The sequence below is a fragment of the Mesorhizobium sp. RCAM 05099 genome (genome assembly GCF_059683685.1).
Window position 1 is genome coordinate 6,086,255 of record NZ_CM185035.1, and the last position, 21,680, is coordinate 6,107,934.

At 61.8% G+C, this 21,680-nt stretch carries 19 protein-coding genes and 2 pseudogenes; 5 read left to right on the forward strand and 16 right to left on the reverse strand.

The genetic code is table 11. From position 1 onward, the window contains the following. Positions 1-47: 47 nt before the first annotated feature. Both AC56QQ_RS30200 and AC56QQ_RS30205 read right to left on the reverse strand, forming a co-directional pair. Entirely contained in the window at positions 48-1,013 is a 966-nt protein-coding gene (locus tag AC56QQ_RS30200) for an ArdC family protein (RefSeq protein ID WP_497124436.1), read from the reverse strand. 373 nt (positions 1,014-1,386) lie between these two features. Continuing rightward, on the reverse strand, positions 1,387-1,620 hold the full coding sequence (locus AC56QQ_RS30205) for a helix-turn-helix domain-containing protein (RefSeq protein ID WP_489859656.1): 234 nt from the start codon (positions 1,618-1,620) through the stop codon (positions 1,387-1,389). Between the two features lie 106 nt (positions 1,621-1,726). Here AC56QQ_RS30205 and AC56QQ_RS30210 point away from each other — a divergent pair, with 106 nt between their 5' ends. Further along, positions 1,727-2,008 carry a DNA -binding domain-containing protein gene (locus AC56QQ_RS30210; RefSeq protein ID WP_489859655.1) on the forward strand — a complete coding sequence of 94 codons (282 nt, stop codon included), beginning with the start codon at positions 1,727-1,729 and terminating at the stop codon, positions 2,006-2,008. Between the two features lie 20 nt (positions 2,009-2,028). Here the strand turns inward: AC56QQ_RS30210 and AC56QQ_RS30215 are convergent, their stop codons facing one another. From AC56QQ_RS30215 to pdxR, 6 genes and pseudogenes are all read right to left on the reverse strand, one after another. Continuing rightward, positions 2,029-2,208, reverse strand: a complete 180-nt coding sequence (locus AC56QQ_RS30215) for a DNA -binding domain-containing protein (RefSeq protein ID WP_489859654.1) — start codon at positions 2,206-2,208, stop codon at positions 2,029-2,031. A 267-nt stretch (positions 2,209-2,475) separates the two neighbouring features. Then, positions 2,476-4,877: pseudogene (locus AC56QQ_RS30220) on the reverse strand (thiamine pyrophosphate-binding protein). Positions 4,878-4,929: 52 nt separating this feature from the next. Continuing rightward, on the reverse strand, positions 4,930-5,880 hold the full coding sequence (locus AC56QQ_RS30225; RefSeq protein ID WP_489859652.1) for a PDR/VanB family oxidoreductase: 951 nt from the start codon (positions 5,878-5,880) through the stop codon (positions 4,930-4,932). Between the two features lie 5 nt (positions 5,881-5,885). Beyond that, positions 5,886-6,377: an MOSC domain-containing protein gene (locus tag AC56QQ_RS30230; protein ID WP_489859651.1), complete on the reverse strand. Its 492-nt coding sequence runs from the start codon at positions 6,375-6,377 to the stop codon at positions 5,886-5,888. Beyond that, complete coding sequence (locus AC56QQ_RS30235; RefSeq protein ID WP_489859650.1) at positions 6,374-6,598, reverse strand: hypothetical protein; 225 nt, start codon at positions 6,596-6,598, stop codon at positions 6,374-6,376. Before AC56QQ_RS30235 ends, AC56QQ_RS30230 begins: the two co-directional genes overlap by 4 nt. Before the next feature lie 44 nt (positions 6,599-6,642). After that, on the reverse strand, positions 6,643-8,142 hold the full coding sequence (gene pdxR / locus AC56QQ_RS30240) for a MocR-like pyridoxine biosynthesis transcription factor PdxR (protein ID WP_497129173.1): 1,500 nt from the start codon (positions 8,140-8,142) through the stop codon (positions 6,643-6,645). A gap of 99 nt (positions 8,143-8,241) precedes the next feature. Here pdxR and AC56QQ_RS30245 point away from each other — a divergent pair, with 99 nt between their 5' ends. From AC56QQ_RS30245 to AC56QQ_RS30255, 3 genes are all read left to right on the forward strand, one after another. Next, complete coding sequence (locus AC56QQ_RS30245) at positions 8,242-9,450, forward strand: trans-sulfuration enzyme family protein (RefSeq protein WP_489863627.1); 1,209 nt, start codon at positions 8,242-8,244, stop codon at positions 9,448-9,450. Positions 9,451-9,511: 61 nt separating this feature from the next. Then, on the forward strand, positions 9,512-10,414 hold the full coding sequence (locus tag AC56QQ_RS30250) for a dihydrodipicolinate synthase family protein (protein ID WP_497124438.1): 903 nt from the start codon (positions 9,512-9,514) through the stop codon (positions 10,412-10,414). 34 nt (positions 10,415-10,448) lie between these two features. After that, positions 10,449-11,093, forward strand: coding sequence for an FMN-binding negative transcriptional regulator (locus AC56QQ_RS30255; protein ID WP_489859648.1), 645 nt, complete (start codon positions 10,449-10,451; stop codon positions 11,091-11,093). Positions 11,094-11,309: 216 nt separating this feature from the next. Here the strand turns inward: AC56QQ_RS30255 and ubiM are convergent, their stop codons facing one another. From ubiM to queC, 6 genes and pseudogenes are all read right to left on the reverse strand, one after another. After that, positions 11,310-12,491 carry a 5-demethoxyubiquinol-8 5-hydroxylase UbiM gene (gene ubiM, locus AC56QQ_RS30260; protein ID WP_497124439.1) on the reverse strand — a complete coding sequence of 394 codons (1,182 nt, stop codon included), beginning with the start codon at positions 12,489-12,491 and terminating at the stop codon, positions 11,310-11,312. A 236-nt stretch (positions 12,492-12,727) separates the two neighbouring features. Further along, positions 12,728-13,417, reverse strand: coding sequence for a DsbA family protein (locus tag AC56QQ_RS30265; RefSeq protein ID WP_497124440.1), 690 nt, complete (start codon positions 13,415-13,417; stop codon positions 12,728-12,730). 163 nt (positions 13,418-13,580) lie between these two features. Continuing rightward, a pseudogene (locus AC56QQ_RS30270) lies at positions 13,581-14,222 on the reverse strand (cation:dicarboxylate symporter family transporter); the annotation flags it as partial. Positions 14,223-14,721: 499 nt separating this feature from the next. Beyond that, positions 14,722-15,456 carry a 7-carboxy-7-deazaguanine synthase QueE gene (gene queE / locus AC56QQ_RS30275; protein ID WP_489859645.1) on the reverse strand — a complete coding sequence of 245 codons (735 nt, stop codon included), beginning with the start codon at positions 15,454-15,456 and terminating at the stop codon, positions 14,722-14,724. Continuing rightward, positions 15,453-15,809 carry a 6-carboxytetrahydropterin synthase QueD gene (gene queD / locus AC56QQ_RS30280; protein WP_489859644.1) on the reverse strand — a complete coding sequence of 119 codons (357 nt, stop codon included), beginning with the start codon at positions 15,807-15,809 and terminating at the stop codon, positions 15,453-15,455. Before queD ends, queE begins: the two co-directional genes overlap by 4 nt. Beyond that, complete coding sequence (queC, locus tag AC56QQ_RS30285; RefSeq protein WP_497124441.1) at positions 15,809-16,507, reverse strand: 7-cyano-7-deazaguanine synthase QueC; 699 nt, start codon at positions 16,505-16,507, stop codon at positions 15,809-15,811. The genes queD and queC overlap by 1 nt, the downstream gene beginning before the upstream one ends. Positions 16,508-17,102: 595 nt before the next feature. Between queC and AC56QQ_RS30290 the strand changes: the two genes are divergently transcribed. Then, positions 17,103-17,486, forward strand: coding sequence for a hypothetical protein (locus tag AC56QQ_RS30290; RefSeq protein WP_497129175.1), 384 nt, complete (start codon positions 17,103-17,105; stop codon positions 17,484-17,486). A gap of 968 nt (positions 17,487-18,454) precedes the next feature. On the opposite strand, the gene AC56QQ_RS30295 is transcribed toward AC56QQ_RS30290, so the two are convergent. Continuing rightward, a complete protein-coding gene (locus AC56QQ_RS30295) occupies positions 18,455-18,679 on the reverse strand; it encodes a helix-turn-helix domain-containing protein (protein WP_497124442.1) in 225 nt (74 codons plus the stop codon). Positions 18,680-19,724: 1,045 nt separating this feature from the next. Then, positions 19,725-21,548, reverse strand: a complete 1,824-nt coding sequence (gene glmS / locus AC56QQ_RS30300) for a glutamine--fructose-6-phosphate transaminase (isomerizing) (protein WP_489859642.1) — start codon at positions 21,546-21,548, stop codon at positions 19,725-19,727. Positions 21,549-21,680: the final 132 nt, after the last annotated feature.

The following is a 21,680-nucleotide window of genomic DNA, read 5'->3' on the forward strand; positions in this document are numbered from 1 at the left end:
GTTGCGCGCGGCCTCTGTGCCTTGCGCGGAATTGGGATCGGGCGCGCTCATGCCGCGATCTCCCGGAGGTCCGCCGCGCCTTCGGCATCGGCGTTACGGCCAAGCAGGAAATCGGCAGCTTTCGAGGCATGGCTGGCGGCGCGGAAAATGGCGCGGTTGTCCTCGCGCAGCACCTTCAACCATGAGCCTATGTAATCGGCATGGCGCACGGTCGGCTCGATGCCGAGACTGGAGCAGACGAAGGCGGCGGTGATTTCGGCGACCAGTTCCTCGCGCGCATAGGCCTTGGAGCCGAACGAGCCGGAGAGGTCGCGGGCAAGCCTTGCCGGGTGGCCGGTCCAGTGGCCGAGTTCGTGAAAGCAGGTGCGGTAGTAGTCGATCTGGTGAAGGAACGCCGGCTGCGGCGGCACCTGGATGGTGTCGCTGCCCGGCATGTAGAAAGCGCGATCGCCGCCGATCCTGAAATCCGCGCCGCTACTGCGAATGACCGCCTCGGCCTGCGGGACGATCTCGCGCGCGGGCAGCGGCTCGGCGGCGGCGTAAAGATGGTCCGGCAGGTTATCGCACTGCGCGACGTTGAAGACGGTGAAGCGCTTCAGATAAGGCACTGCCTGTGGCTCTTCGCCATCGGCCTTGGCGCGTTGCTTCTCGTCTTTGGGAACAAAGCGGTCGGCATGCACGATGGTGGTGCCGCGCTCGCCCTTCCTGACGTTGCCGCCAAGGCCAAGCGCCTGCCGGAAGGTCAGCCAGTTCTGGCTGGGGTAGCTGCGTTCGATCACCGCGCCCCACAGGATCAGGATATTGATGCCGGAATAGGCGCGCTGGGTGGCCGCGTTCCTCGGCAGCCCAAGGCCGGCCTTTGCGCTCCCCCATGGCTTGACCCATGGCACGGTGCCGCGCTCCAGCTCGGCGATGATGCGGTCGGTGATCTCCTGATAGAGGCTGGCGCCCGCGCGCCCGCCCCTGCCCGCGCCAACCTCTCCGCTGCCGGAACGTTTGCTGTTTGCACGCATCGTTTCATCCTCCGCTCACCAATCGCGCGCCTTTCCCCGGAAGCGGGGTGGGCGGCGAGTCGCGACCGGAAAGGCCTGCCGTCGAAGGCGGACCGCATCCGAAGGACCGGAACGAAGAGGAGGACCCGGAGCGCAAGCGCAGGGTTGCGGGATGCCGCGGCTGGCCTAGAAGGGAGAGCCGCCCACCGCGCGCCGCCGGGAAAGGCCAACAGACAGACCGCGACGGCCGGACGGCCGGCGACCGTCGGCAGCCGACAGGCTGCGCGCGTCAGGGGGCGAAGCCAGATGGCCGAGACCGCCTGAGCCTGGCGAAGGAAAAGCGGGCTCGGTTCACGAGCACCCGGCGGGCGCCGTCAGGCGCGCGGACGCTCAGCTAGGACCGCAGGCTGGACAGAATCTCGCACGCATCAGCGTCAAGCGCCGCGGTCACGTCGAGAAACTCAAGGACATCGAGACGGCGCTCTCCACCCTCATATTTGGCCACGAAGGATTGCGGACGACCAAGCGTCTCAGCCAATTGCGCCTGGGTCAGGCCTTTGGCCTTGCGCAGCGAAATCAGCCGGGTCAGAAACCGCTGGTGACGGGGCGATCGAAGAGATTTGGGCATGCAGGCGAACCGGTCAGGGTAAAGACCGGCTCAGCGACTAATCCCGGTTTCGGATTATCCCATTTTGGGATATACTGGCGCTCGACGGGCGAGGTTCGCGGCAGACATGAATCGATCAACGGCAACAGACGAGAAGCAAAGCTCACCCCTGCGCGACGAAGTCCCCTGGGCGGAGAACCTGACGAGCTACGACAGGGAGCATTTCACGATCTACCTGCGGATCCTGGATGCCTGCGCCGACAATGCCAGCGAAGAGGAGATGGCCGATCTCATTCTCGGCATCGACCCGGCACGCGAACCGGTCCGGGCGCGCAAGGCACTTCGCAGCCATATCGACCGTGCGAACTGGATGGTTACGACCGGCTACAAGGAGCTGTTCGCCGGCTGACGAAGCGCCTGATATGCTTCTCAAACAAGGACGTCTCGATACCCGACATGCATGAGCGCACGGCCGCGAGAGACGGCGCGGCGGATGCGGTCGCGCAGGTGATCGCGAGGATCACTCCAGTCGGCGTGGACGCGCCGTCGGCCGATCAGCGCTTCAGCGATCGCGATGTGACGCTCCGGGCCCGTTGAAGTCCAGTCCATTCAGGCGCAGAGGTGCAGGCGCACTTTGGGGATTCACGGCCAAAGTCGTGTTTCGAACACGCGGCCAAAGCGTCGTTTCATAATGAGTCTCCAGCGCATGAGCAAAGGAGCCTCGAGATGAATGCCCTCACGCCGATGCCTCGACGCGACCACTCGCCCGCCCCACGCAAGTCCACGAGACCAACACGTGGAGAGAAGTTCCATGCCGCATGATCGACACCGCTCAGACGTACCCCGTAGCGATTACGCAAAAGTTCTGGCATCGCCTCAAGGCAGCGACTTCAGATAGCGAATGGTGCGTCCGGCACTGACAGCCTGCGCCGCGTGGACGATTGCATTCGCATCAAGCCCGTGGTGGCGATAGAGATCCGAGATCGTGCCGGTCTGACCGAAATGTTCGACGCCCAGCGCCTTGACGCGATGACCGTTCACGCCGCCGACCCAGGCCAGCGTCGCGGGGTGGCCGTCAATCACGGTGACGATCCCGCAATCGCGCGACAGCGGCGCCAGCAGGCGCTCGATGTGGCTCAGCGCTCCGGTCGCACCGCGCTGGCGGGCGCGTTCCGCGGCCTGCCAGCCAGCATTGAGCCGATCAGCGGATGTAATTGCCAACAGCCCGACATCGCGGCGGTCTTCCGCCAGAAGACCCGTCGCGGCAATCGCTTCCGGCGCGACGACGCCCTGGTAGGCGATGATAACGCTGGCGTTCGGTCCGGGCGGGCGCAGCCAATAGGCACCGTTGACGATGTCGCGCGCCAGTTCCACACCTATGTCGCGATGAGGCTGCTCCAAGGGCCGTGTGGACAGGCGCAGATAGACCGATCCGCCGGTCTGATCACGCAGCCATGTCGTTTCATCGGGATCGCCATCGCCGTTCCGTTGCATGTAGTCGAAGGCGAAACGCATGATCACCGCAAGTTCATCCACGAAGGCCGGCTCGAAGGCGCAAAGCCCGTCCTGCGCCATGCCGATCAGCGGCGTGCCGATCGACTGGTGCGCACCTCCCTCGGGGGCGAGGGTCACGCCGGAGGGGGTGGCGACCAGCAGAAAGCGCGCATCCTGGTAGCAGGCATAGTTCAGCTGATCGGCCGCGCGATAGATGAACGGATCATACACGGTCCCGATCGGCAATAACCGCACGCCATTCACGGAATGCGACAGCCCCAGCGCGCCGAGCATGATCATGAGATTGGATTCGGCGATGCCGAGTTCGAGGTGCTGCCCCTTGGGCCCGAACTCCCAGCTGTAGGTTGAAGGGATGCGCTCGGCCTTGAAGGTATCGGCCATGCTCTCGCGGGCGAAGAGTCCGCGTCGATTGACCCAAGCGCCGAGATTGGTCGACACCGTGACGTCCGGGGACGTCGTGACGATGCGCTCGGCGAGCGGCGTTTCACTGCGCGCGATCTCGTTCAGGATCTGGCCGAAACCCATTTGGGTTGAGACCTGCTTGCCACCCTGCGCCGGCGCGGGCAGCGCCGCGGGAACCGGAACCGCGGGCGCAGTGAGCCGGCGCCGGCCCTCGCTGAAGAACGGCGCCTGGGCGATGAAGGCCTCCAGTTCTGCCGCAGGCAACGTGGCCGCGGCCCATTTGTCCCATTCCTCGCCGGTTCGGACTCCCATCCGCTGGCGCAGGCCTTCCATCTGGGCGGGCGTCATCTGGCCGGAATGGTTGTCCTTGTGGCCGGCCAGCGGCAAGCCATAACCCTTGATCGTGTAGCAGATGAAGCAGACCGGCCGGTCATGCTGCGAGGCCGCCTCGAAGGCTTCGAGAAGGCTTGGCAGGTCGTGGCCGCCCAGATTGGCCATCAGCGCCTGCAGGTCGTCGTCCGAACGGCGTTCGATCAGTTGGGTGACCGTGACCGGCCCCTGATCGCCAATCTCGTCGAGCAACCGCCTCCGCCAGGCTGCACCGCCCTGAAAGGTGAGCGCCGAATAAAGCTGGTTGGGGCAGCGCTCGATCCAGTCGCGCAGCTTCTCCCCAGCCGGTTCGGCGAAGGCGGCCTGCTGCAGCGAGCGTGACGCAGGATGACCACGTCCCAGCCGAAGTTCCTGAAGATCTGTTCGAAGCGCTGCCAGAGACCTTCGCGGATGACCGCGTCGAGCGACTGGCGGTTGTAGTCCACAACCCACCAGCAGTTGCGTAGCCCATGCTTCCAACCCTCGATCAGGGCCTCGTAGATGTTGCCCTCGTCCATCTCGGCGTCGCCGATCAGGCTCACCATGCGCCCCTCGGGCCGACCCTTCATCCAACCGTGGGCGGACACATAGTCCTGCACGAGGGAAGAAAAGAGCGTCTGCGCGACCCCCAGGCCCACCGAGCCGGTCGAGAAGTCGACGTCGTCCACGTCCTTGGTTCGCGACGGATAACTCTGGGCGCCCTTGTAGCCGCGGAAGTTTTCGAGTTTCTCGCGCGTCTGATTCCCCGACAGATACTGAATAGCATGGAAGATCGGCGCCGCATGCGGCTTGACCGCCACCCGGTCCTGCGGACGCAGCGCAGCGTAATAGAGCGCGGTCATGATCGTGCCGAGAGAGGCGGAGGAGGCCTGGTGGCCACCAACCTTGATCTCGTCGCCTTCGCGCACGTGATTGGCGTGGTGGATCGTCCAGGCGGCCAGCCACGAGACGCAGCGCTCGATCTGGCTGAGATAGGCGAAGTTCGATGTCATCCAAGTCTCCGCAACTGATGCATCGCACCGGTGCTTCCGGATAGGCCTGTCTTCACAGATCCAACCTCAGCACGCCGGTTGCGCGCGATATACATGGGATGAAACGATGAGTCCGAGCGTCCTTGGACAAAACAGCGTCGCGATGCAGCGGCTGGCCTTCCAGCATGCCGCATTCGCAGGTCCCGCAGACACCGTTCTCGCACGAAGCCATGAGCAGCACGCCCGCCCCGCGCAGCGCCGCGAGCGCCGTCGTATCGGCCGCGACAGGAACCACTGTCCCGTCGCGAAGGATGATCGTGAAGGGCTCGGGCGGCGTGTCGTCGCGCTGCGGCGGCTGAAAAGCCTCGAAATGCACGCTTCCTTCCGGCCAGTCGGCGCTCGCCTTATCCACGGCCGCCATGAATCCCGGCGGACCGCAATAATAGAGCTGAGCGTCGGAGGAAGGGGTCGAGAGCAAGGCTTCAAGCTCCTGCCTGGTCTGCGGCTCGTCGTCGAAATGCAGCCACACAGTGCTACGGTCGAGCTCCCGCTCGATGATCGGCAACAGAGGCGTGAGTGCTCGGCTGCGGGTGAAGTAATGCAGTTCGTACGGCCTGCCCTGCCGCTCCAGGGCGCGCGCCATTGCCAGGATCGGGGTGATCCCGATGCCTCCCGCCAAAAGCACTGTTGGCCCTTCGCATTGGGCAAGCGGAAAATGATTGCGAGGCGCAGAAACCGGGAGTGTGCATCCGACGGCCACTGCCTCGTGGATCCATGCGGAGCCGCCGCGACCAATGTCTTCGCGCTTCACCGCGATTGTGTAGCGGCTCAGATCTGTCTGATCGCCGCAGAGCGAATACTGGCGCACTTTCCCGTCGGGTAGGTGAACATCAACGTGAGAGCCCGGTTCGAAGGGCGGCAGCAAAGGTTTGCGCGGGTGTTTCAGGTCGATGACCAGGACGTCGCCTGGCTCCTTGCGGGCGGCGGTCACGGTCAACTTCATGATGATGCGGGGCGAGGCCATGTCGATTACTCGTCCATTGGAAGAATCGGATCACCGGGGCGGATCACGCCACCAACCTCGATCGCGCAGTTCAGGCCAGAGCGGTTCAGAAGCCCCTCGTAGAGATCGGGAATGCCGAGCAGTTGCTCGATATACCTGCAGGGAAAGTTCATCCGCGCCGCCCGCAGGACGGTTTCCCCGATCCGGAAGCGCGTGCCGACGAGGTGGCCGAGCGGAACGCCTCGGGTGGTCAGGTTGCGGCGGTGATCTTCGGGCGCGAGCATGGCCTTGAAACCCGGAATCCTCGGCTCGCCCTGCGCGATGGCTTCCAGGACTTCGACCTCAATCAGCGTCACTTCGCGCACATCGGGTTTCGGGGAGTAGGTCCCTGTTCCGAGATAGTACCGGTCCCCGACAATGCCGCGCCCGGCAACGAGTTGTGCCTCGGTCAACGCCTCCATTTCGTAGGATGCGGCTGGCGCGACATGGATGTTGAGCAGCGTTCCCTGCCACGTCATGCTTCTTCGCCCTCCATGAGAGCAGTCGCGGCGTCCAGCTTCCAGCCGGATTTGATTGCTTCCTCGAGATGTCCGTTCGCCATGTCTGCTTCCGCGCTCCGGTGGCAGGTCACAGCCTGATCCGACGATAACCTCTGCCTGCGCACTGGCCTGACTGACAGAGCCAGTTTTTGCGATTTTTCCTGATCCAGTCGGCAGTCCAGCAGATCGCCGAACGTCATAAGTCAGGCTTGTTCGTCGTGCCGGCCGGCACCTTGCGTGCAGCCTAAGTGTCTGGAGAGCTCCTTCTCACCCGATCGACAGCGTCCGTGAGCAATCGAACGCCGTTCTCGATCTGCCGGATGGTCAAGGCGGAATAGCCCATCACCAATCCGATCCGGTCGGCGCGGCCTTCATCCGTTTCCCGACCGTAGAGCGGCGATATTGAATGAACACCCACGCCTTCTCGTCGCGCCTCTTCAACCAGCACGTCCTCCAATGACCGACGGAGGTCCTTGAACCAGACGACGACATGCAGCCCGGCATCAGCGCCTTCGATGACGATACGGTCTGCGAACGCGCGTCGAAGGGCGGCGAGCAGGGTCTCCCGGCGCTCGCCGTTCAGACGGCGGACGCGCCGCACATGGCTTTCATAGCCGCCGCTTTCGATGAGCATGGCCAGGGCCTCCTGCTCCGCCACCGGAGAATGCCTGTCCAGAAGCTGCTTGGCCGTCGCGAAGACGTCTTGCAATTCCGGCGGAACCACGAGGTAGCCGATGCGCAGCATCGGCGACAGCGTCTTGGAGATCGTGCCTAGATAGATGACGGAACTGCGGTCCTCCAGCTTGTGCAGCGGGGGCACCGGACGAATGTCGTAGCGGTACTCGCCATCGTAGTCGTCCTCGATCACATAGGCGTCATTGTGCCGAGCCCATTCGAGGAGCTGATACCGGCGCGAGACCGGCAACACGCCGCCGAGCGGAAACTGATGCGACGGCGTGACATAGGCCAGCCGCGCCGTGATCCCCTCAAGCAGCTCTGTCTTCATCCCATCTCCATCCACTGTGACAGAAACAGGCCTCGCGCCTGTGCTGGCAAAGACCTGGCGCGCCATCCTGTAGCACGGGTCCTCGACCACGAAGTTGTCGGAAGGATCGAGCAGCAAGCGCGCGCAAAGGTCGAGACCCTGCTGCGAGCCGCTTGCGACGATGATCTGCTCGACCTCGCAGCTCAGGGTTCGGGCGCGCCACAAATATCCCTGCAGCGCCTGTCGCAGGCGAAGCGATCCGCGCGGATCGTCATAAGCCAGGCGCCCAGGGCGTTGCGACATCGCCGCGTTCATGGCGCGCTTCCACATCAGCGCCGGGAAATCGGACGGCGCGAGGTCGCCATATCGGAAATCCACTTTCAACCGGTTGGGCAGGTAATCGGGCCAAGGCAAATTGGCGCGCAGTCTCTCGCCGTAGGCGGAAAGATGAATCGGGCCGGCGCGTTTTGAGACGGTGCTGCTCGCCTCGTGACCGATCAGCGAAGATGCAACGCGAGGTCGTGCGCCTTGCCGGACGTCTATGAAGCCTTCCGCGGCCAACTGCTCGTAGGCGACGGTGACGGTCGTTCGCGAAACGCCGAGTTCATTTGCCAGCCCCCGCGACGACGGCAGCTGACTGCCGGTGTCATAAACACCGCCAAGAATCTGGTCTCGAAGCGCCATGTAAATCTGGCGTGCACCCATGGCGTGCACATGGCCAGCAGAACCGGGATCTTGCGACTGGACCATTTCAATCATCACCAACTGGACATTTCATATAAACCAGTCTGAGCGCATCCTGCCGAAAATCCAAGAGGACACCACAGACCGATGACCCGCACGACCGATCAAACCAAAATGTATGCTGCGGAGCGGTCGCAGTGCGACGCTGACCTCAGTTTCGCCACCCGCGCAATCCATTTTGGCTACGATCCGGTCGGATTTTCGAACGCGGTCCAGCCTCCGGTCTTCCTGACCTCCACATACGGCTTCGAGAGCGTGGAGGCGAACGAAGCAGCTGCCGCGCTCGGCGGCAGGCTTTACGCTCGCGAATACAATCCGACGACGGAAATCCTCGAGAAACGGCTCGCCAATCTGGAGGGGGCAGAGGCGGGTTTGGTCGTGGCCTCGGGGATGGCGGCTTTCGGCACGCTGATCCTGTCGCTGCTGTCGCAGGGCGACGAACTCATCGTCCACAAGACCCTTTACGCGAACACACTCGCCATGGTCGAACAGGCGGTCCCGCGTTTTGGCATCAAGGTCGTTCAAGTCGATCTGTCGGAGCCAGACAGTCTCGATGCGGCGATCACCGACCGGACCCGACTTGTTTTCTTCGAGACCCCGGTCAACCCGCTAAGCCGCATCGTCGACATCGCAGCCGTTGCCGAGCGCGCCCATGCGTGCGGCGTGAAGGTCGCGGTGGACAGCACCTTCGCCTCGCCCGCGCTGCAGCGGCCGCTGGAACACGGGGCCGATATCGTGATCCACTCGCTGACGAAGTATATCAATGGCCACGGCGATGCTCTCGGCGGGGCGATCCTGGGTGACGCGAAAACGCTCCACACGCTGCACGAAACGGGCCTGCGCTACATTACCGGTGCAGCGCTCTCGCCCATGTCGGCGTTCTTGATTCTGCGCGGGCTCAAGACGCTGACGATCCGCATGGAACGCCACAGTGCCTCCGCGCAGACCGTCGCACAGGCGCTCGAGGTTCATCCGGCCGTGGCGTGGGTGAGTTACCCGTTTCTCGACTCTCATCCCGATCAGGCGATTGCCCGAAAGCAGATGTCCAAAGGGTCAGGCATGTTGGCTTTCGGTCTCCACGCCGGGTTCGAGGGCGCGCGCGCGATGATGGATCGGCTCAACCTGATCACCCGAGCTGTCAGCCTCGGTGACGCTGACAGCCTCATCTACCATCCGGCCAGTCTGACACGTGCCCGTAAAAGCATCCGCAAGGATGCTCATCTTGCCGATGGCGTGGGCGAGGATCTGATGCGTCTCTCGGTCGGTCTGGAAGACGCCGGTGACTTGATCGCCGATCTGAGGCAGGCGCTGGACGTGCTCTGACAGGCGGTTGCCATCCTGGCTTCCGACACTGGCGCGCTCATGCAGAAATCTGGAGCAAGCAATGGCATTCCTGAGCGGGCTTTCCGCATTCCCCATCACGCCGATTAATCGTGACGGCCGCATCGATACCAAGGCCCTGCGCAAGCTGATTAAACGGCTTTGCGCCGCAAAGGTCGATTCCATCGGCCTTCTCGGCAGCACTGGATGCTATATGTATCTGTCGCGCGGGGAACGCCGCCGCGTATTGACCACAGCGCTGGGGGAAGCCGGTGGACGGGCGCCGATCGTGGTCGGCGTGGGCGCGCTGCGCACCGATGAGGCGGTAAGGCTTGCGCGGGACGCCAAGGCCATCGGTGCTGCCGCGGGTTTGCTCGCGGCTGTCTCGTACACTCCGCTCACCGACGACGAGGTGTTCGAACATTTCTCGGTCGTGGCGCGCGAAAGCGGCCTTCCGATTGTCATCTACGACAATCCCGCAACGACGCATTTCCATTTCACTCCCGCACTTGTCGGCCGCCTGGCCAAGGTGCCGGGGATCGTCGCCATCAAGAATCCAACCGGCAAGAGCGACGCGATCGAGAGCCATCTGGCCGAGCAAAGGAGCATCGTGCCGGAAGGCTTTTCGATCGGCTACAGCGGCGATTGGAACGCCACCGAAGCCATGATCGCCGGAGCCGACACCTGGTACAGCGTGCTGGGCGGCATCCTGCCCGAGGTCTGCATAAAGATTGTCAGGGCGTCGCAGGCGGGCGATGCGGCCGAAGCACGCCGCCTCGACGCTGCATTGACGCCAATCTGGGATCTCTTCAAACAGGTCTCCAGCCTGCGCACAGTCTACGCGCTCGCCGAGTTGCTCGACATCTGCCGCGCCGAACCTCCGCGTCCAATCATGCCTCTCTCCGCCGCGGCCAAGCAGCAGGTCGCTGCCGCGCTGGCACGTCTGCCATCGGGCACCGGGTCGTGAACCGCGAACCTTAAAATCATCGAAAGGAACAATCATGTACGTGCCGCCTCATTTCGATGAGCCCGACCGGGAGGTTCTTTACGATCTGATCGAGAACAACGCCCTCGGCGTGCTGATCACCCACGCAGCGAGCGGGCTCGACGCCAATCACATCCCCTTCGAACTCGACAGGTCGGCGGGAGAACTCGGTGGCCTTCGATGCCACGTCGCGCGTAGCAACCCGGTCTGGCAGGACGTCTCGACCGGCGATGAGGTGCTCGTCGTGTTCCGGGCGGCCGACGCCTACATCTCACCGCAGTGGTATCCGAGCAAACATGAGTTCCACAAGCAGGTGCCGACCTGGAACTACCTCGTCGCGCATGCCTACGGGCGCATCACGGTTCACGACGATGAGCGTTTTGTTCGTCGCAACGTGGCGAAGTTGACTCATCGCCATGAGGCAACCCAGCCTGTCCCGTGGAAGATGGGGGATGCCCCAAGAGACTTCATTGACAGCCTGGTGAAGGCAATCGTCGGACTGGAGATCGAGATCACTCGTCTGGTGGGCAAAGCCAAACTGAGCCAGACCAAAGAGCCGCGTGACATTCGCAACGCCGGCGAAGTGCTTGTCGCCCATGGCGACAGGGGCGTCGGTCCGGCGATGCTGGCCGCCGCGCTCCTGAAGTCCGAACGCGATTGAAAGACTGCGCCATAGGATCAAGCGTTTGCGCCGAAGGTGCCAAGCCCGCGTTCCAACGGCTCACCTTTGCAACTTCAATCCCGAGCGCATAGGTGATCCACGCGTCGGGTCTAAACTGATAACCAGTGCGGTCATTATGACTTCAGGTACGCCTGCCTCGGATCAGCATTTGCCGACTGATTATCGAGGTCTTGCCCGCGCCGTGCCTGTGTGAGTTCACCGCTTAAGCATAGCCGAAATGCCATGGCGGACAAAAGGAAGATATTGGGCAAAGCGAAGCCCCACATGTCTTGCAAGCCGTGCCGCCGGGTGCTCGCCTGAGTAGAGGCCGACGAGGATATTCGTAGCATGATAGAGCGGCGCCGCCGACAGGCGCAGCCAGCTGTCGTATTTGTGAAGCATCTCAGGATCGGCAATGTCGCGACGGTCGCGACAAGCTGTCAGGATTTTATGGGCGAGTTGCTTCTGGCCGCTGAGGCCGATGTTGAAGCCATGCGCGGTCACCGGGTGCATGCCAATGGCTGCGTCGCCGATGAGTGCGACGCTGGGGGCCCAGAACGCGTGCGCCCATGTCGTGACCAGGGGATAGATATGGCGGGTGCTTGCCAAGCTCATCTTTCCAAGGCGTCCTCGACATCGGTTTGTCAATTCCAACAGGAACAAATCGTCGTCGAGGGCAAGCAGTCTGTCGGCTTCCTTGGCGCGCAAGGTGACAAGCAGCGACGACACGCCTTCCGTGAGTGGCAACATCGCTATCGTCTGGTGATGATCGAACCATTCGACTGCGATCTGGTGATGGACGCGCTCGTGCTTCACCCTGCAAATCAGCATCGATTTGCCAAGCCGATTGATGTCGGCGCCCACGCCGAGCAGGTCGCGCGTGGCGGAAAAACGCGAATCCGCTGCAACGAGAAGCCGAGTGCTCAATTGCCTGCCATCGGAGAGCGTCATGACTGCTCCTTTGTGGCAGTTTGTTGCATCGACGACCGAATGGCCGCAAAGCAGCTGGGCATGATCCTGCGAGCGGATGATCTTGAACAGGGAATCGCGGATTCGAAAATTTGGGACCAGAACTCCGAGCGTGTCCCCGGATCCGCCGGGAGGATCGAAGCGCAAGGCGAAAGGGCTCGATCCGTTGAGCACACGCGCGCCTCGAAGTGGTGATTTGTCCGAATCGGGGATGGCATCCCAGACGCCGAGCTCGCGAAAGATTCTGATCGAGGCGTTGGTCAGCGCGATCTCGCGACCATCGAAAGCCGGATTTGCCAGCCTTTCCAGCGACTGCTGTTCAACAACCGCCACCTTGAGTTCGCTATGGGCAAGCGATGCGGCGAACGAAAGACCGACCGGCCCGGCTCCGACGACAACGACGTCGAACATGTCGTCGCGGCCGGCCATCAGCACGCCGTCCCCAGCGTCACGAATAGGGTCGAAACGCTGGAGCGAACAAGATGCCGAAAAGCAATATGGAAAGCCGGCTGCCGACAGCACGATATGGTCGGTCGACTCCGGGGTTGCCGACCATGCAACATATATAGCCGGGCGCGAGAAGCAGGACGCATGGCGAGGGGAACGAGATTGCGCCGGCCGCCAGTGCCGTCAACATGCCGATATTGGAGATTTCAAGCACTGTCTCAAACCTTCGGCTTTGATCGCGCATTGGCGATAGAGCGTTGCAGCGTGTCAACATCGACCACTCCAAGGATCACTTCGTCGCCGACCACCAACGCCGGCGTGCCGGTTATGTACAGATCGCCGGCGAGCGCACGATTGCGCGCAATAGCATCTGCGATGGCCGGGTCTTCCATGTCCCGCTCGAGCTGCTCAACGTCGAGGCCCACATGTTCTGCGATGGTCAAGGTGGTCCTTTCGTTGACAACGCCGTGGAAGCCCATGAGGGCGCGGTTGAACGCCTCGTATTTTCCCTGTTTTTGGGAGGCGAGCGCCGCCACCGCGGCGAATTTGGAGGTGGGTCCCAGGATCGGAAACTCTTTGAACACAAGCTTCAGATTCCGATCGTCCTTCATGGCTTGCTGGATATTGAGGGCTGCCTCCCGGCAATGCCGGCAGTTGTAGTCAAAGAAGATGACCAGAGCGACGTCGCCTTCCGGATTTCCAGCGGTTGGCGCAGCGGGGTCATTGAGGAGTGCGTCGCGCCGCGCCGCGATCAGGATCTTCAGTTCCGCCGCGAGTTGGCGTCGGTCTTCGAGCTGCTGCAGGGTGTCTACGATGCCAGGATGATGTAGCGCCCCCAGCGCGGAGAAGAGCAGGGCGAGGGCCAAAAGGACGATGATGATGACAAGGCCGGCGGTTGGCTTGAACATGGGGCGGTCTCCAATCAACAGTGAACAGCAGGGCAGCAACGGTGCATAAAGCCGGTCATCGCTTTTGATCGCTTGTCCGACACTTCCCGGAGTATGAGAAGTCGCGGGGCTCTCTCGGAGCCGATGTCAGCCGGCAATTCCTCTAGGCCGGCTTGACGCGCTCCCCCAAATGGCTGAGCGGCGCTCGCGCGAGGTGGCCGGCCGCGAGCTTGAAAACGGGGGCGATAACCGCCTGGAGAAAGCAAACGACTGGCTTGCCCGTCTCTGCGACCAGCGCCAGCGCAATGCCGAACAGAACCGAGAAGAACAGGACCTGCAGGATGTCGCCTTGCGCGAAGGCACCGACGATGGTTGACGGAATGATGTTCATCAGGAAGCCGGTGACCGACTGCTCGTGGGCCTTGGCGGCATAGGTGTTGACACTCGAGGCATCGAGCGAAGCCGGATCGATGTTGAGGCCGGCGCCCGGCTGAACGACATTGGCGACGACAAGGCCGACGATAAGTGCGAGCGTCGAGAAGGCGAGGAAATAGACCATCGCCTTGCTGGCAACTCGGCCGACCTTCTGAAGGTCGTTCATGCCGGCGATGCCGGTCACAATTGTCAGGAAGATGACAGGCGCGATGATCATCTTGACGAGCTTGATGAAGGCATCCCCCAGCGGTTTCACGCTCTCGCCGAGTTCCGGATAGAAATGGCCGAGGGCGACGCCGAGGACGATGGCGGCAAGCACCTGCACGTAGGGCTTGGCATAGAAGGCCTTGCGAGGCGCGGGACTCGCGCTGCGGATTGGTGGAGCTAACATCATTTCTCTCCCAACCGGATAGGGGCCGGGCTCTTCCTCCCTTCCCAGGCTTCTGCCATCGCGACGCTCCGGTCGAACGCTGCACCAATGCCGCCGCAAGCGCCGTGCCAAATAGCGGCGGCGCGCCAGACTTCACGCCGTGCTTGTGCGGATTTCTGCAAACGCCACTGGCGCGTGCCTCTTATCGAGAGAAGGGCCCAGTGTGGGAGATGGGAGAGTCGCTCCGGGGCGTTACACGCAGCCTGGCGGCGGCCAAGCGATTGCCACAGCGATCCCGTATCGTCTGGCGCTCTACAAAATGGCGGGAGTCGACCGGCCGCGTTGCGACATAGGCCTTAAGTTGCGCTCCTGGCGCGATCGCTGTGCTGCCTCCGCACCGCCCGGATCAACGGCGCCTGGTTGGGAGCTCGACGCCGGCTGCGGATTTCACAAAGAAACAACGGGTCGACACCCAAGCGAAGATCCGCAGACGCAGTTCCAGTGCAACGAAAGACGCAGGCTAGACGGCCCTCTTGTTGCCCCACAGCAGAACGTGCAGCTGCGGCAGCACGCGGGCATCGAACCACCTGTCGCCGGTTACCTTTTCAACCAGCCACTCCATGCGTTTCATTATTCCGTCCATATCGACAGACGCGTCTTCGTTGCCAGGACCGGGCGGTGTGTGATTGCCCGGTTGCAGGTAGACCGGAAGGCGCGGAAATCGCTCCGCGGCGCCTTTCGCGTAGACGTAGTCGCTCTCGTCAAAAACAACGAGCTTGAGCACGATTTGAGGCTTCTCCTGCGCTGCATCGACGCACGCCTCGAGAGCGGCCCAATCGGTCCTCATTTCGCTCGAAGGCGGCTTTGGGCTGAGGACCAGCACGTCAAGGTCGGCAAACCAGTCCCTGGCCACCGAGCCTTGGGTCTCCAGCGCAAAACGGTAACCTTCACGATGGCCTCGCTCGATGAGCGCACGAAACGGCTGAATGGCCGGATTGCCGCCTGACAGCGACACCATCACTGGCCGACCGCCGGAAAGGGTCACGACGGTTTGCCATACCGCATTGATTGGCATCATCTCCCATTCGTTGCGGAATTGATTGTCCACCGCATGGAGACTGTCGCACCAGGAACAGCGATAGTCACACCCGCCGGTTCTGATGAAGACCGTCGGCAAACCGATGAGCACGCCCTCGCCCTGGATCGTCGGCCCGAAAATCTCGCTCACGCGGATTGCGGCATGCGTATCGGTCATGGCCGGTATTCCGCCCAGGTTTTCGGCGTTTCGCTCACCCGCACGGCCGAAGTTTCGGGCAGGCGTGCCTTGCACCATAGATAAAAATGTCTCGCAAGGCATTCCGCGGTGACTTGCTCATGTCCCAGCACGTCGTTGAGATGTCGGTGGTCGAAGCCCTCGTCGATATAGCGTTTGAATGGCGCCAGATCGTGATAGTCGCGCACGAAGCCGTCGTCGTTCAGTTCCTTCGCCGAAAGCTCCACTTCGACGATGTAGTTGTGCCCGTGCAGGCGCGCGCATTGGTGATCGGGCGGCAACGAGGTGAGCTGATGCGAGGCCGAGAAGTGGAATTCCTTGGTGATGCGGAACATTACGCGGTCCTCCTTCGCAGCGCATCGAGCCAGAAGTCGGAGTCCTCGTAGTCGGTGGGGTCCGGGTGCCCAGAAAGATGAAATGCCTCGCGCCGCTCGACGCAGGTGCCGCACCTGCCGCAGTGACGCTCGGCGCCCTTGTAGCAGGACCAGGTCTGCGCAAATGGCGTTCCGTATGTTGCACCATCCCTCACAATGTCCGCCTTCGTGAGATTCACATAGGGCGCATAGACGCGAATCTTCGCGTAGCCGTCGAGCGCACGGTCTTGCATCATCTGGAAAGAGTCGATGAAGGCCGGACGGCAGTCGGGATAAATGAAATGATCCCCACCATGCACGGCAGTCGCCACCGCTTCGACCTTGTGCGCGGCGGCAAGCCCGAAGGCGGTGGCCAACATGATGGCGTTCCGGTTCGGCACCACCGTCGCCTTCATCGTGTCTTCGGCGTAGTGCCCGTCCGGCACATCCACACTGTCTGTCAGCGCGGAGCCGGAAAGGCCGCGACCGATTTCGCGGATGTCGATGATGCGATGAGGGACGTTCAGACGCTCAGCGCAAAGGGCGGCAAAGCCCAATTCCTTCCGGTGCCGTTGGCCGTAATCGAAAGACAGGAGGCCGGCGAGCTCGTACTGGGCTGCCACCTTGTGAGCAAGAGTAACGGAGTCCAATCCGCCGGAGCAGACGACGAGAGTCTTCATCATTGGGTCCTTGTTTTAACCGGGTAGGCTGCGACCGGAGATTTCTCTGCGCTCCCCGTACTTCAGGAAATCCATCTTGTGAAGTGAATAGGGGGACGAGTTTGATGTGCTGACGCGACAAAGGGCCCTAGGCGATGCCCCTGCAATAAACACGGACGAGCGAAACAGCACGCTTCAGTGGATGTTCAAAGGCGAGCCGAACAGGCTCTGAAGGAGGACCGAATCTTCGGAAAACAAAGTTCGCGACGCTTCGATCAAGGGCCCGGCGACCCCGCGTTTCGAGGACGCCACCACGAGGTTTCATGTACAAGACGGCCCGAGAATGGGCGTTGCCGCAAAGAACGGACTTACCAGATGGGATACGCCGAAACGCAGATGTCTGGAATGATCACGACATCAATTGTCGCGGCAACTTGGTTGGCCGGCTCTTCGGGTTGCGTAGATCCCGCGCATTGCGCTTAAGGATCGGTTCGAACGGAGCACGTCTTCGGTCAATGGCCGACCGGCAAACCCTAAATGATCGGTCGTGACCGACATCTGTGAAAAAGCCGTGTTCGTCGATTGCAATCACCCCAGTGTTGCGCGCAGTTACCTTATGAATGAACTGGATTTGATGGTTTTCCGGATGGCGGTCGAAAGCGTCCGCTCGCTCTCCCTGAGCTTCGCTGAAAAAGCCGCGGAGATAGCCACCAGGAGCCGCGGCAGCCTGCTTTTCGACGTGCGGGTCGACGGTGACGCGGAGGTCCAGCGGGTCGCAGCGATCCGATATCAGGGTGAGCTGACCGGCGTGCTGGCGTTGGACAGACCGGGCCTCGTTACCCACCATTGCATGGTCAACGGTACTTTCTCACATTTCATTGCGCCCTTGGAGAACTGGCACAGCATGCCCCTGTCGATGCAGGCCAAGATCGATGCCACCGGCCATGCCAGTCTGTTCCTAGGGGCCTTGCGAAAGGCCGGACATATGCCGGGCAGCTAGCGTTTGGCTACAATCATTTGTGGATTTTGCATGCGGCATCGCTGCCGGCCCGCCGGCATGATTGTCGTAATCGGCTTCGGCGATCGCGGCAACGCAATGGCCGCGATGATGGCGATCAAAGCGTAGGCCTTGCATCGATGCGCAATCCTGTAGAGCGAGGTCTGCGCCTGGCACGGAGGTTGCGCAAGGCGCACATGCATCAGGTATTTGAAGGCATGAGCCCCTCATGCAAATGGAGCCTGCCGCGGCCGCTGTCGTGCGATCGTGCCGCCGAACTCGAGGGCGTGACGATCGACCACGCTGGAGGAAGCGCAATGCCTCGGGCGTCAGGGGCAGAGGCGCAAGCGAAGGTCGAATGCTGGTTGGCCGCTCGGGATCTCATCGACGCGTTTCGGGGAGGCGTTCGTTGTCGCCCGCCTCGACGTTCCAAGAAGCGCGCCGGCAGCCTGGGCGGGGGGCTTGGGGTTAGACTGCCGGCGCACGCCACTCACGAAGAGCGGCCCCTTTTCGCGGTTCAGACACCCATAGTCAACCCGGAGCGTCTGGGTGCCCGATGTGTTGTTTGTGAGAGCGGTGCGCGAAGCCAGCCATGTCGGCCGATCCTGCCCAACGTGATGGGCCGCTCTCGTCGGCCAATTTGATGCTGCAGCCAGTATCGCCTTGCCGACCAGCATGAGTTCACCGTTAGCAATCCTTCGTCGCGAGCCGATGCTATCGTGCTCGTGTCGCAGCCCTCCGGGCGGCAATATCGCCTGTTCCAACTTCCTGTTCGGCGAGCCCGTGTGCGATCCCTGACCCGGACAGTGGACGAGAATTCTCTTGGCGGTACTGCGCCAGAGGGCATTCGCGTCCAACGGAATCAAGCGTCGACTATCAGTCGCAAACGACACATCACAAGGTAGCGGACCTTCCACTCATTTGCAGATTATCCTACCGATCACGCGGCGTCGGATATGTCCGACTCTGCCTCAAGAATTCCCACAGGCATGGACAGCGATCTCGCTATCCGATCCCGATAGCCCTTGTTGTACCTTCAGACCCGACTCGATGTTTTGGATTTCCTCGGCGGAAAGCCCGCACGCCACAGCGAGGTCCTCGATTGAATATCCAAGATGCTCTCGATAAGCGCGGATGATGTGGGTTCCGCCTGACATAGCCGCCAAGACTGGCTCGGGAATGCGCGAATCCTTCATAGACACCTCCAAGAAGAGAAGGAGCGCCTGACAAATCGGGAGATTTCCCCCCGAGCTGGCGCATCCAGCAAATCAAAAAAATGGACGTCGATTCGGCCGGACTGGCCTCATCCATGGAATGGGCCACTCGAAATTGCCAGCCGGGTCGGGATATGGCGGCTCACCTGCTACTGATCAAGTTCCAACAAGCGGCCAGCCCTGAGATTGTCGGATCGATTGTACCGCATTCGTCCTGCGATCCCACGCGACTCATTCTCGCCGATGGCTTTCTTGAGCAGCAACTCGAACTCACCTGCCGCCGCCTGCAGTCGCGGCACCGTCTACCCAGCCTCGCGGACGCCGATAGCTTCGACCAACTCCCTCCGCCGCCCGCGCCTTTTGCGAATCGGTCGGCTTGCTGCCCGTCCAGGAGTCCCCACACTTTTGGGCTCCAGAACCCCCCGTCTTTATGATCCAACCGCTTGCATCACGCTTAGAGCGGGTCTCCGGCTACCGGAGCCGACCCCAGTAACGCAACGATTTGTTGCACACGTTTTTGCGAAGCTACAGCATCAGCAGAGGCGATTTGCAGCTCCTGCAGCAGGGCGGCACGATCGTTCGCAACCAGCTCCAGTGGACCGGCGCCTATTCCCGACAATAGCCATGAGGGACTCACGGCCAAGATGCCCGCCATCATCGCAAGGCGATTGGATTGCGGCGCGGCGCGGTCGCATTCCCATGCTTTCCAGCATGCCGTCTGGACACCAAGCCGGCGTGCGGCCTGCGCCATTGTAAGTTTAGTGACCTCGCGAGCGAACGAAATACGTCCCCCCAGAGTATCGGATGGCGCGAAATCACTAGGGTAGGTTTGAGTAAGAATTGGCTTGGTCCTCCTATGGTTCAATCCGCTTTCGGGCGATGACCTGCTGCGAACTCCGACCATGCCGGCCATCGTTCCGATTCGACGCCGGCAGTCTAAACAGGATTCGGCCCCATCATTAAAAGGCACGTTAAGGTGTTGGCGCTTTCGGAAGGAACAGCATCGCCACCTGCAAAAGCGTCACAATCATTCGACGGTGACCGATTTTGCGAGATTGCGCGGCTGGTCGACATCTGTGCCCATGAAGAGCGCCGTATGGTAGGCAAGAAGCTGTATCGGCAGCGAGAAGATCATTGGCGCGATAATCTCGTCGACGACCGGCAGCACGATCGTGTGCATGGTGTCGAGTTTCGATGCGGCGGCCCCTTTTTCATCGGTGATGAGGATAATCCGCCCTCCACGGGCAGCCACTTCCTGCATGTTGGAGGCGGTCTTGTCGAAAAAGCGATCATGCGGCGCGATGACGATCACTGGCATGTTCTCGTCTATCAGTGCGATTGGACCGTGCTTCAATTCACCTGCCGCATAGCCCTCGGCGTGGATGTAGGAAATCTCCTTGAGCTTCAGCGCACCTTCCATCGCCAGCGGGAAACTGGTGCCACGGCCGAGATACAGGACGTGACGACACTTTGACAATTCGCGCGACAGGAGCTCGATTTCCGGCTGGATGCTGTCGAGTACCTGGCCCATGACGCGTGGGACTTCGGTGAGGCTGCTGACAAGCGCCTGCGCCTCGTCTTCGGTTACGGTTCGGCGGGCCCTGGCGGCGCCGATGGCGAGTGCCGCAAGAACGGCAAGCTGGCAGGTGAAAGCCTTGGTGGAAGCGACGCCGATCTCCGGTCCGGCAAGGATCGGGAAGACCGCATCGGCCTCCCGAGCGATGGTCGATTCGCAGGTATTGACGATGGCGCCAACTTTCAGCCCAAGGTCCTTGCAGTACCTCAGCGATGCGAGCGTATCGGCGGTTTCACCAGACTGCGAAATGAAAAGAGCCGCCGACTGCGGCGACAACGGGATCTCGCGGTAACGGAATTCGGACGCAACGTCGATTTCGACCGTCAGGCGCGCATAGCGCTCGAACCAGTATTTTCCGACCAGTCCGGCGAGATAGGCGGTGCCGCAGGCAGAGATCGCCAAGCTCGGGATCCTGGCGAAATCGATGCCAGAAACCATGTCGGCGCGATTCTCTATGATGTTGATATGGTGGCCGAGCGCATGGGAGATGACCTCGGGCTGCTCGTAAATTTCCTTCTCCATGAAGTGGCGATGGTTGCCCTTGTCGGCCAGAGCGGCCGCGGCCGTGGAGGTCTGGCGCGGACGCTCGACAGGCTGACCGTCGAAATCGAAGATATGGGCGCCCGTCTTGCCGATAACGGCCCAGTCACCGTCGATGAGATAGGTAATTTCATTGGTGAAGGGAGCAAGCGCAATCGCGTCGGAGCCCAGGAACATCTCGCCGTCGCCATGACCGATCGCCAGCGGTGGTCCGTTGCGCGCTGCCATGATGGTCGACGGATCATCCTCAAAGATGATGGCAAGCGCGTAGGCACCCCTGACGCGTTTCAGCATGGCAGCCATTGCTTCTCGCCGCCTCATGCCCTCCCGGCGGTGTCGTGCCAAGAGATGCGCGACGACCTCGGTGTCGGTGTCGGTCTGGAACTCGGCTCCCGCCGCCGTCAATTCGTCCTTCAGCTCGGTGAAATTCTCGATGATGCCGTTATGGACGACGGCGACACCATCGGTAAAGTGCGGGTGCGCATTGCGTTCGGTTGATGCTCCATGGGTTGCCCAACGCGTGTGGCCGATTCCGATGTTGCCGCCCAGCGGCTCGTCCTTCAGTCTCGTCTCCAGATTGACGAGCTTGCCCTCGGCGCGCCGGCGGTGCAAGGCGCCCTCGGCGATCGTCGCAACGCCGGCCGAATCATAGCCGCGATATTCCAGACGCTTCAACGCGTCGACCAACCGGTCCGACACCGGCTGTTGCCCAACGATGCCAACAATCCCGCACATGTTTGTCTCCGCATTCTTCCGGCAGCTTCAGCCCAACGCAGTAATCCCGAGGACGGATACCCACCCGGCCCGTTTTCATTCAGGATCTTTAGTAGGAGCCTGTAATATTGGTAAAATCGATTATAGGCATAC

Coding starts and splice junctions, on each gene's coding strand:
- AC56QQ_RS30225 (WP_489859652.1), bottom strand. CDS start 5,880: ATGGCCTCGCCCCGCATCATCATGAAGTTGACCGTGACCGCCGCCCGC.
- AC56QQ_RS30230 (WP_489859651.1), bottom strand. CDS start 6,377: ATGACGTGGCAGGGAACGCTGCTCAACATCCATGTCGCGCCAGCCGCA.
- AC56QQ_RS30250 (WP_497124438.1), top strand. CDS start 9,512: ATGGCATTCCTGAGCGGGCTTTCCGCATTCCCCATCACGCCGATTAAT.
- AC56QQ_RS30245 (WP_489863627.1), top strand. CDS start 8,242: ATGTATGCTGCGGAGCGGTCGCAGTGCGACGCTGACCTCAGTTTCGCC.
- queE (WP_489859645.1), bottom strand. CDS start 15,456: ATGACCGATACGCATGCCGCAATCCGCGTGAGCGAGATTTTCGGGCCG.
- queD (WP_489859644.1), bottom strand. CDS start 15,809: ATGTTCCGCATCACCAAGGAATTCCACTTCTCGGCCTCGCATCAGCTC.
- AC56QQ_RS30290 (WP_497129175.1), top strand. CDS start 17,103: ATGAATGAACTGGATTTGATGGTTTTCCGGATGGCGGTCGAAAGCGTC.
- pdxR (WP_497129173.1), bottom strand. CDS start 8,142: ATGATTGAAATGGTCCAGTCGCAAGATCCCGGTTCTGCTGGCCATGTG.
- queC (WP_497124441.1), bottom strand. CDS start 16,507: ATGAAGACTCTCGTCGTCTGCTCCGGCGGATTGGACTCCGTTACTCTT.
- AC56QQ_RS30215 (WP_489859654.1), bottom strand. CDS start 2,208: ATGGACTGGACTTCAACGGGCCCGGAGCGTCACATCGCGATCGCTGAA.
- AC56QQ_RS30235 (WP_489859650.1), bottom strand. CDS start 6,598: ATGACGTTCGGCGATCTGCTGGACTGCCGACTGGATCAGGAAAAATCG.
- ubiM (WP_497124439.1), bottom strand. CDS start 12,491: ATGGCCGGCCGCGACGACATGTTCGACGTCGTTGTCGTCGGAGCCGGG.
- AC56QQ_RS30255 (WP_489859648.1), top strand. CDS start 10,449: ATGTACGTGCCGCCTCATTTCGATGAGCCCGACCGGGAGGTTCTTTAC.
- AC56QQ_RS30210 (WP_489859655.1), top strand. CDS start 1,727: ATGAATCGATCAACGGCAACAGACGAGAAGCAAAGCTCACCCCTGCGC.
- AC56QQ_RS30205 (WP_489859656.1), bottom strand. CDS start 1,620: ATGCCCAAATCTCTTCGATCGCCCCGTCACCAGCGGTTTCTGACCCGG.
- AC56QQ_RS30265 (WP_497124440.1), bottom strand. CDS start 13,417: ATGTTCAAGCCAACCGCCGGCCTTGTCATCATCATCGTCCTTTTGGCC.
- AC56QQ_RS30295 (WP_497124442.1), bottom strand. CDS start 18,679: ATGAAGGATTCGCGCATTCCCGAGCCAGTCTTGGCGGCTATGTCAGGC.
- AC56QQ_RS30200 (WP_497124436.1), bottom strand. CDS start 1,013: ATGCGTGCAAACAGCAAACGTTCCGGCAGCGGAGAGGTTGGCGCGGGC.
- glmS (WP_489859642.1), bottom strand. CDS start 21,548: ATGTGCGGGATTGTTGGCATCGTTGGGCAACAGCCGGTGTCGGACCGG.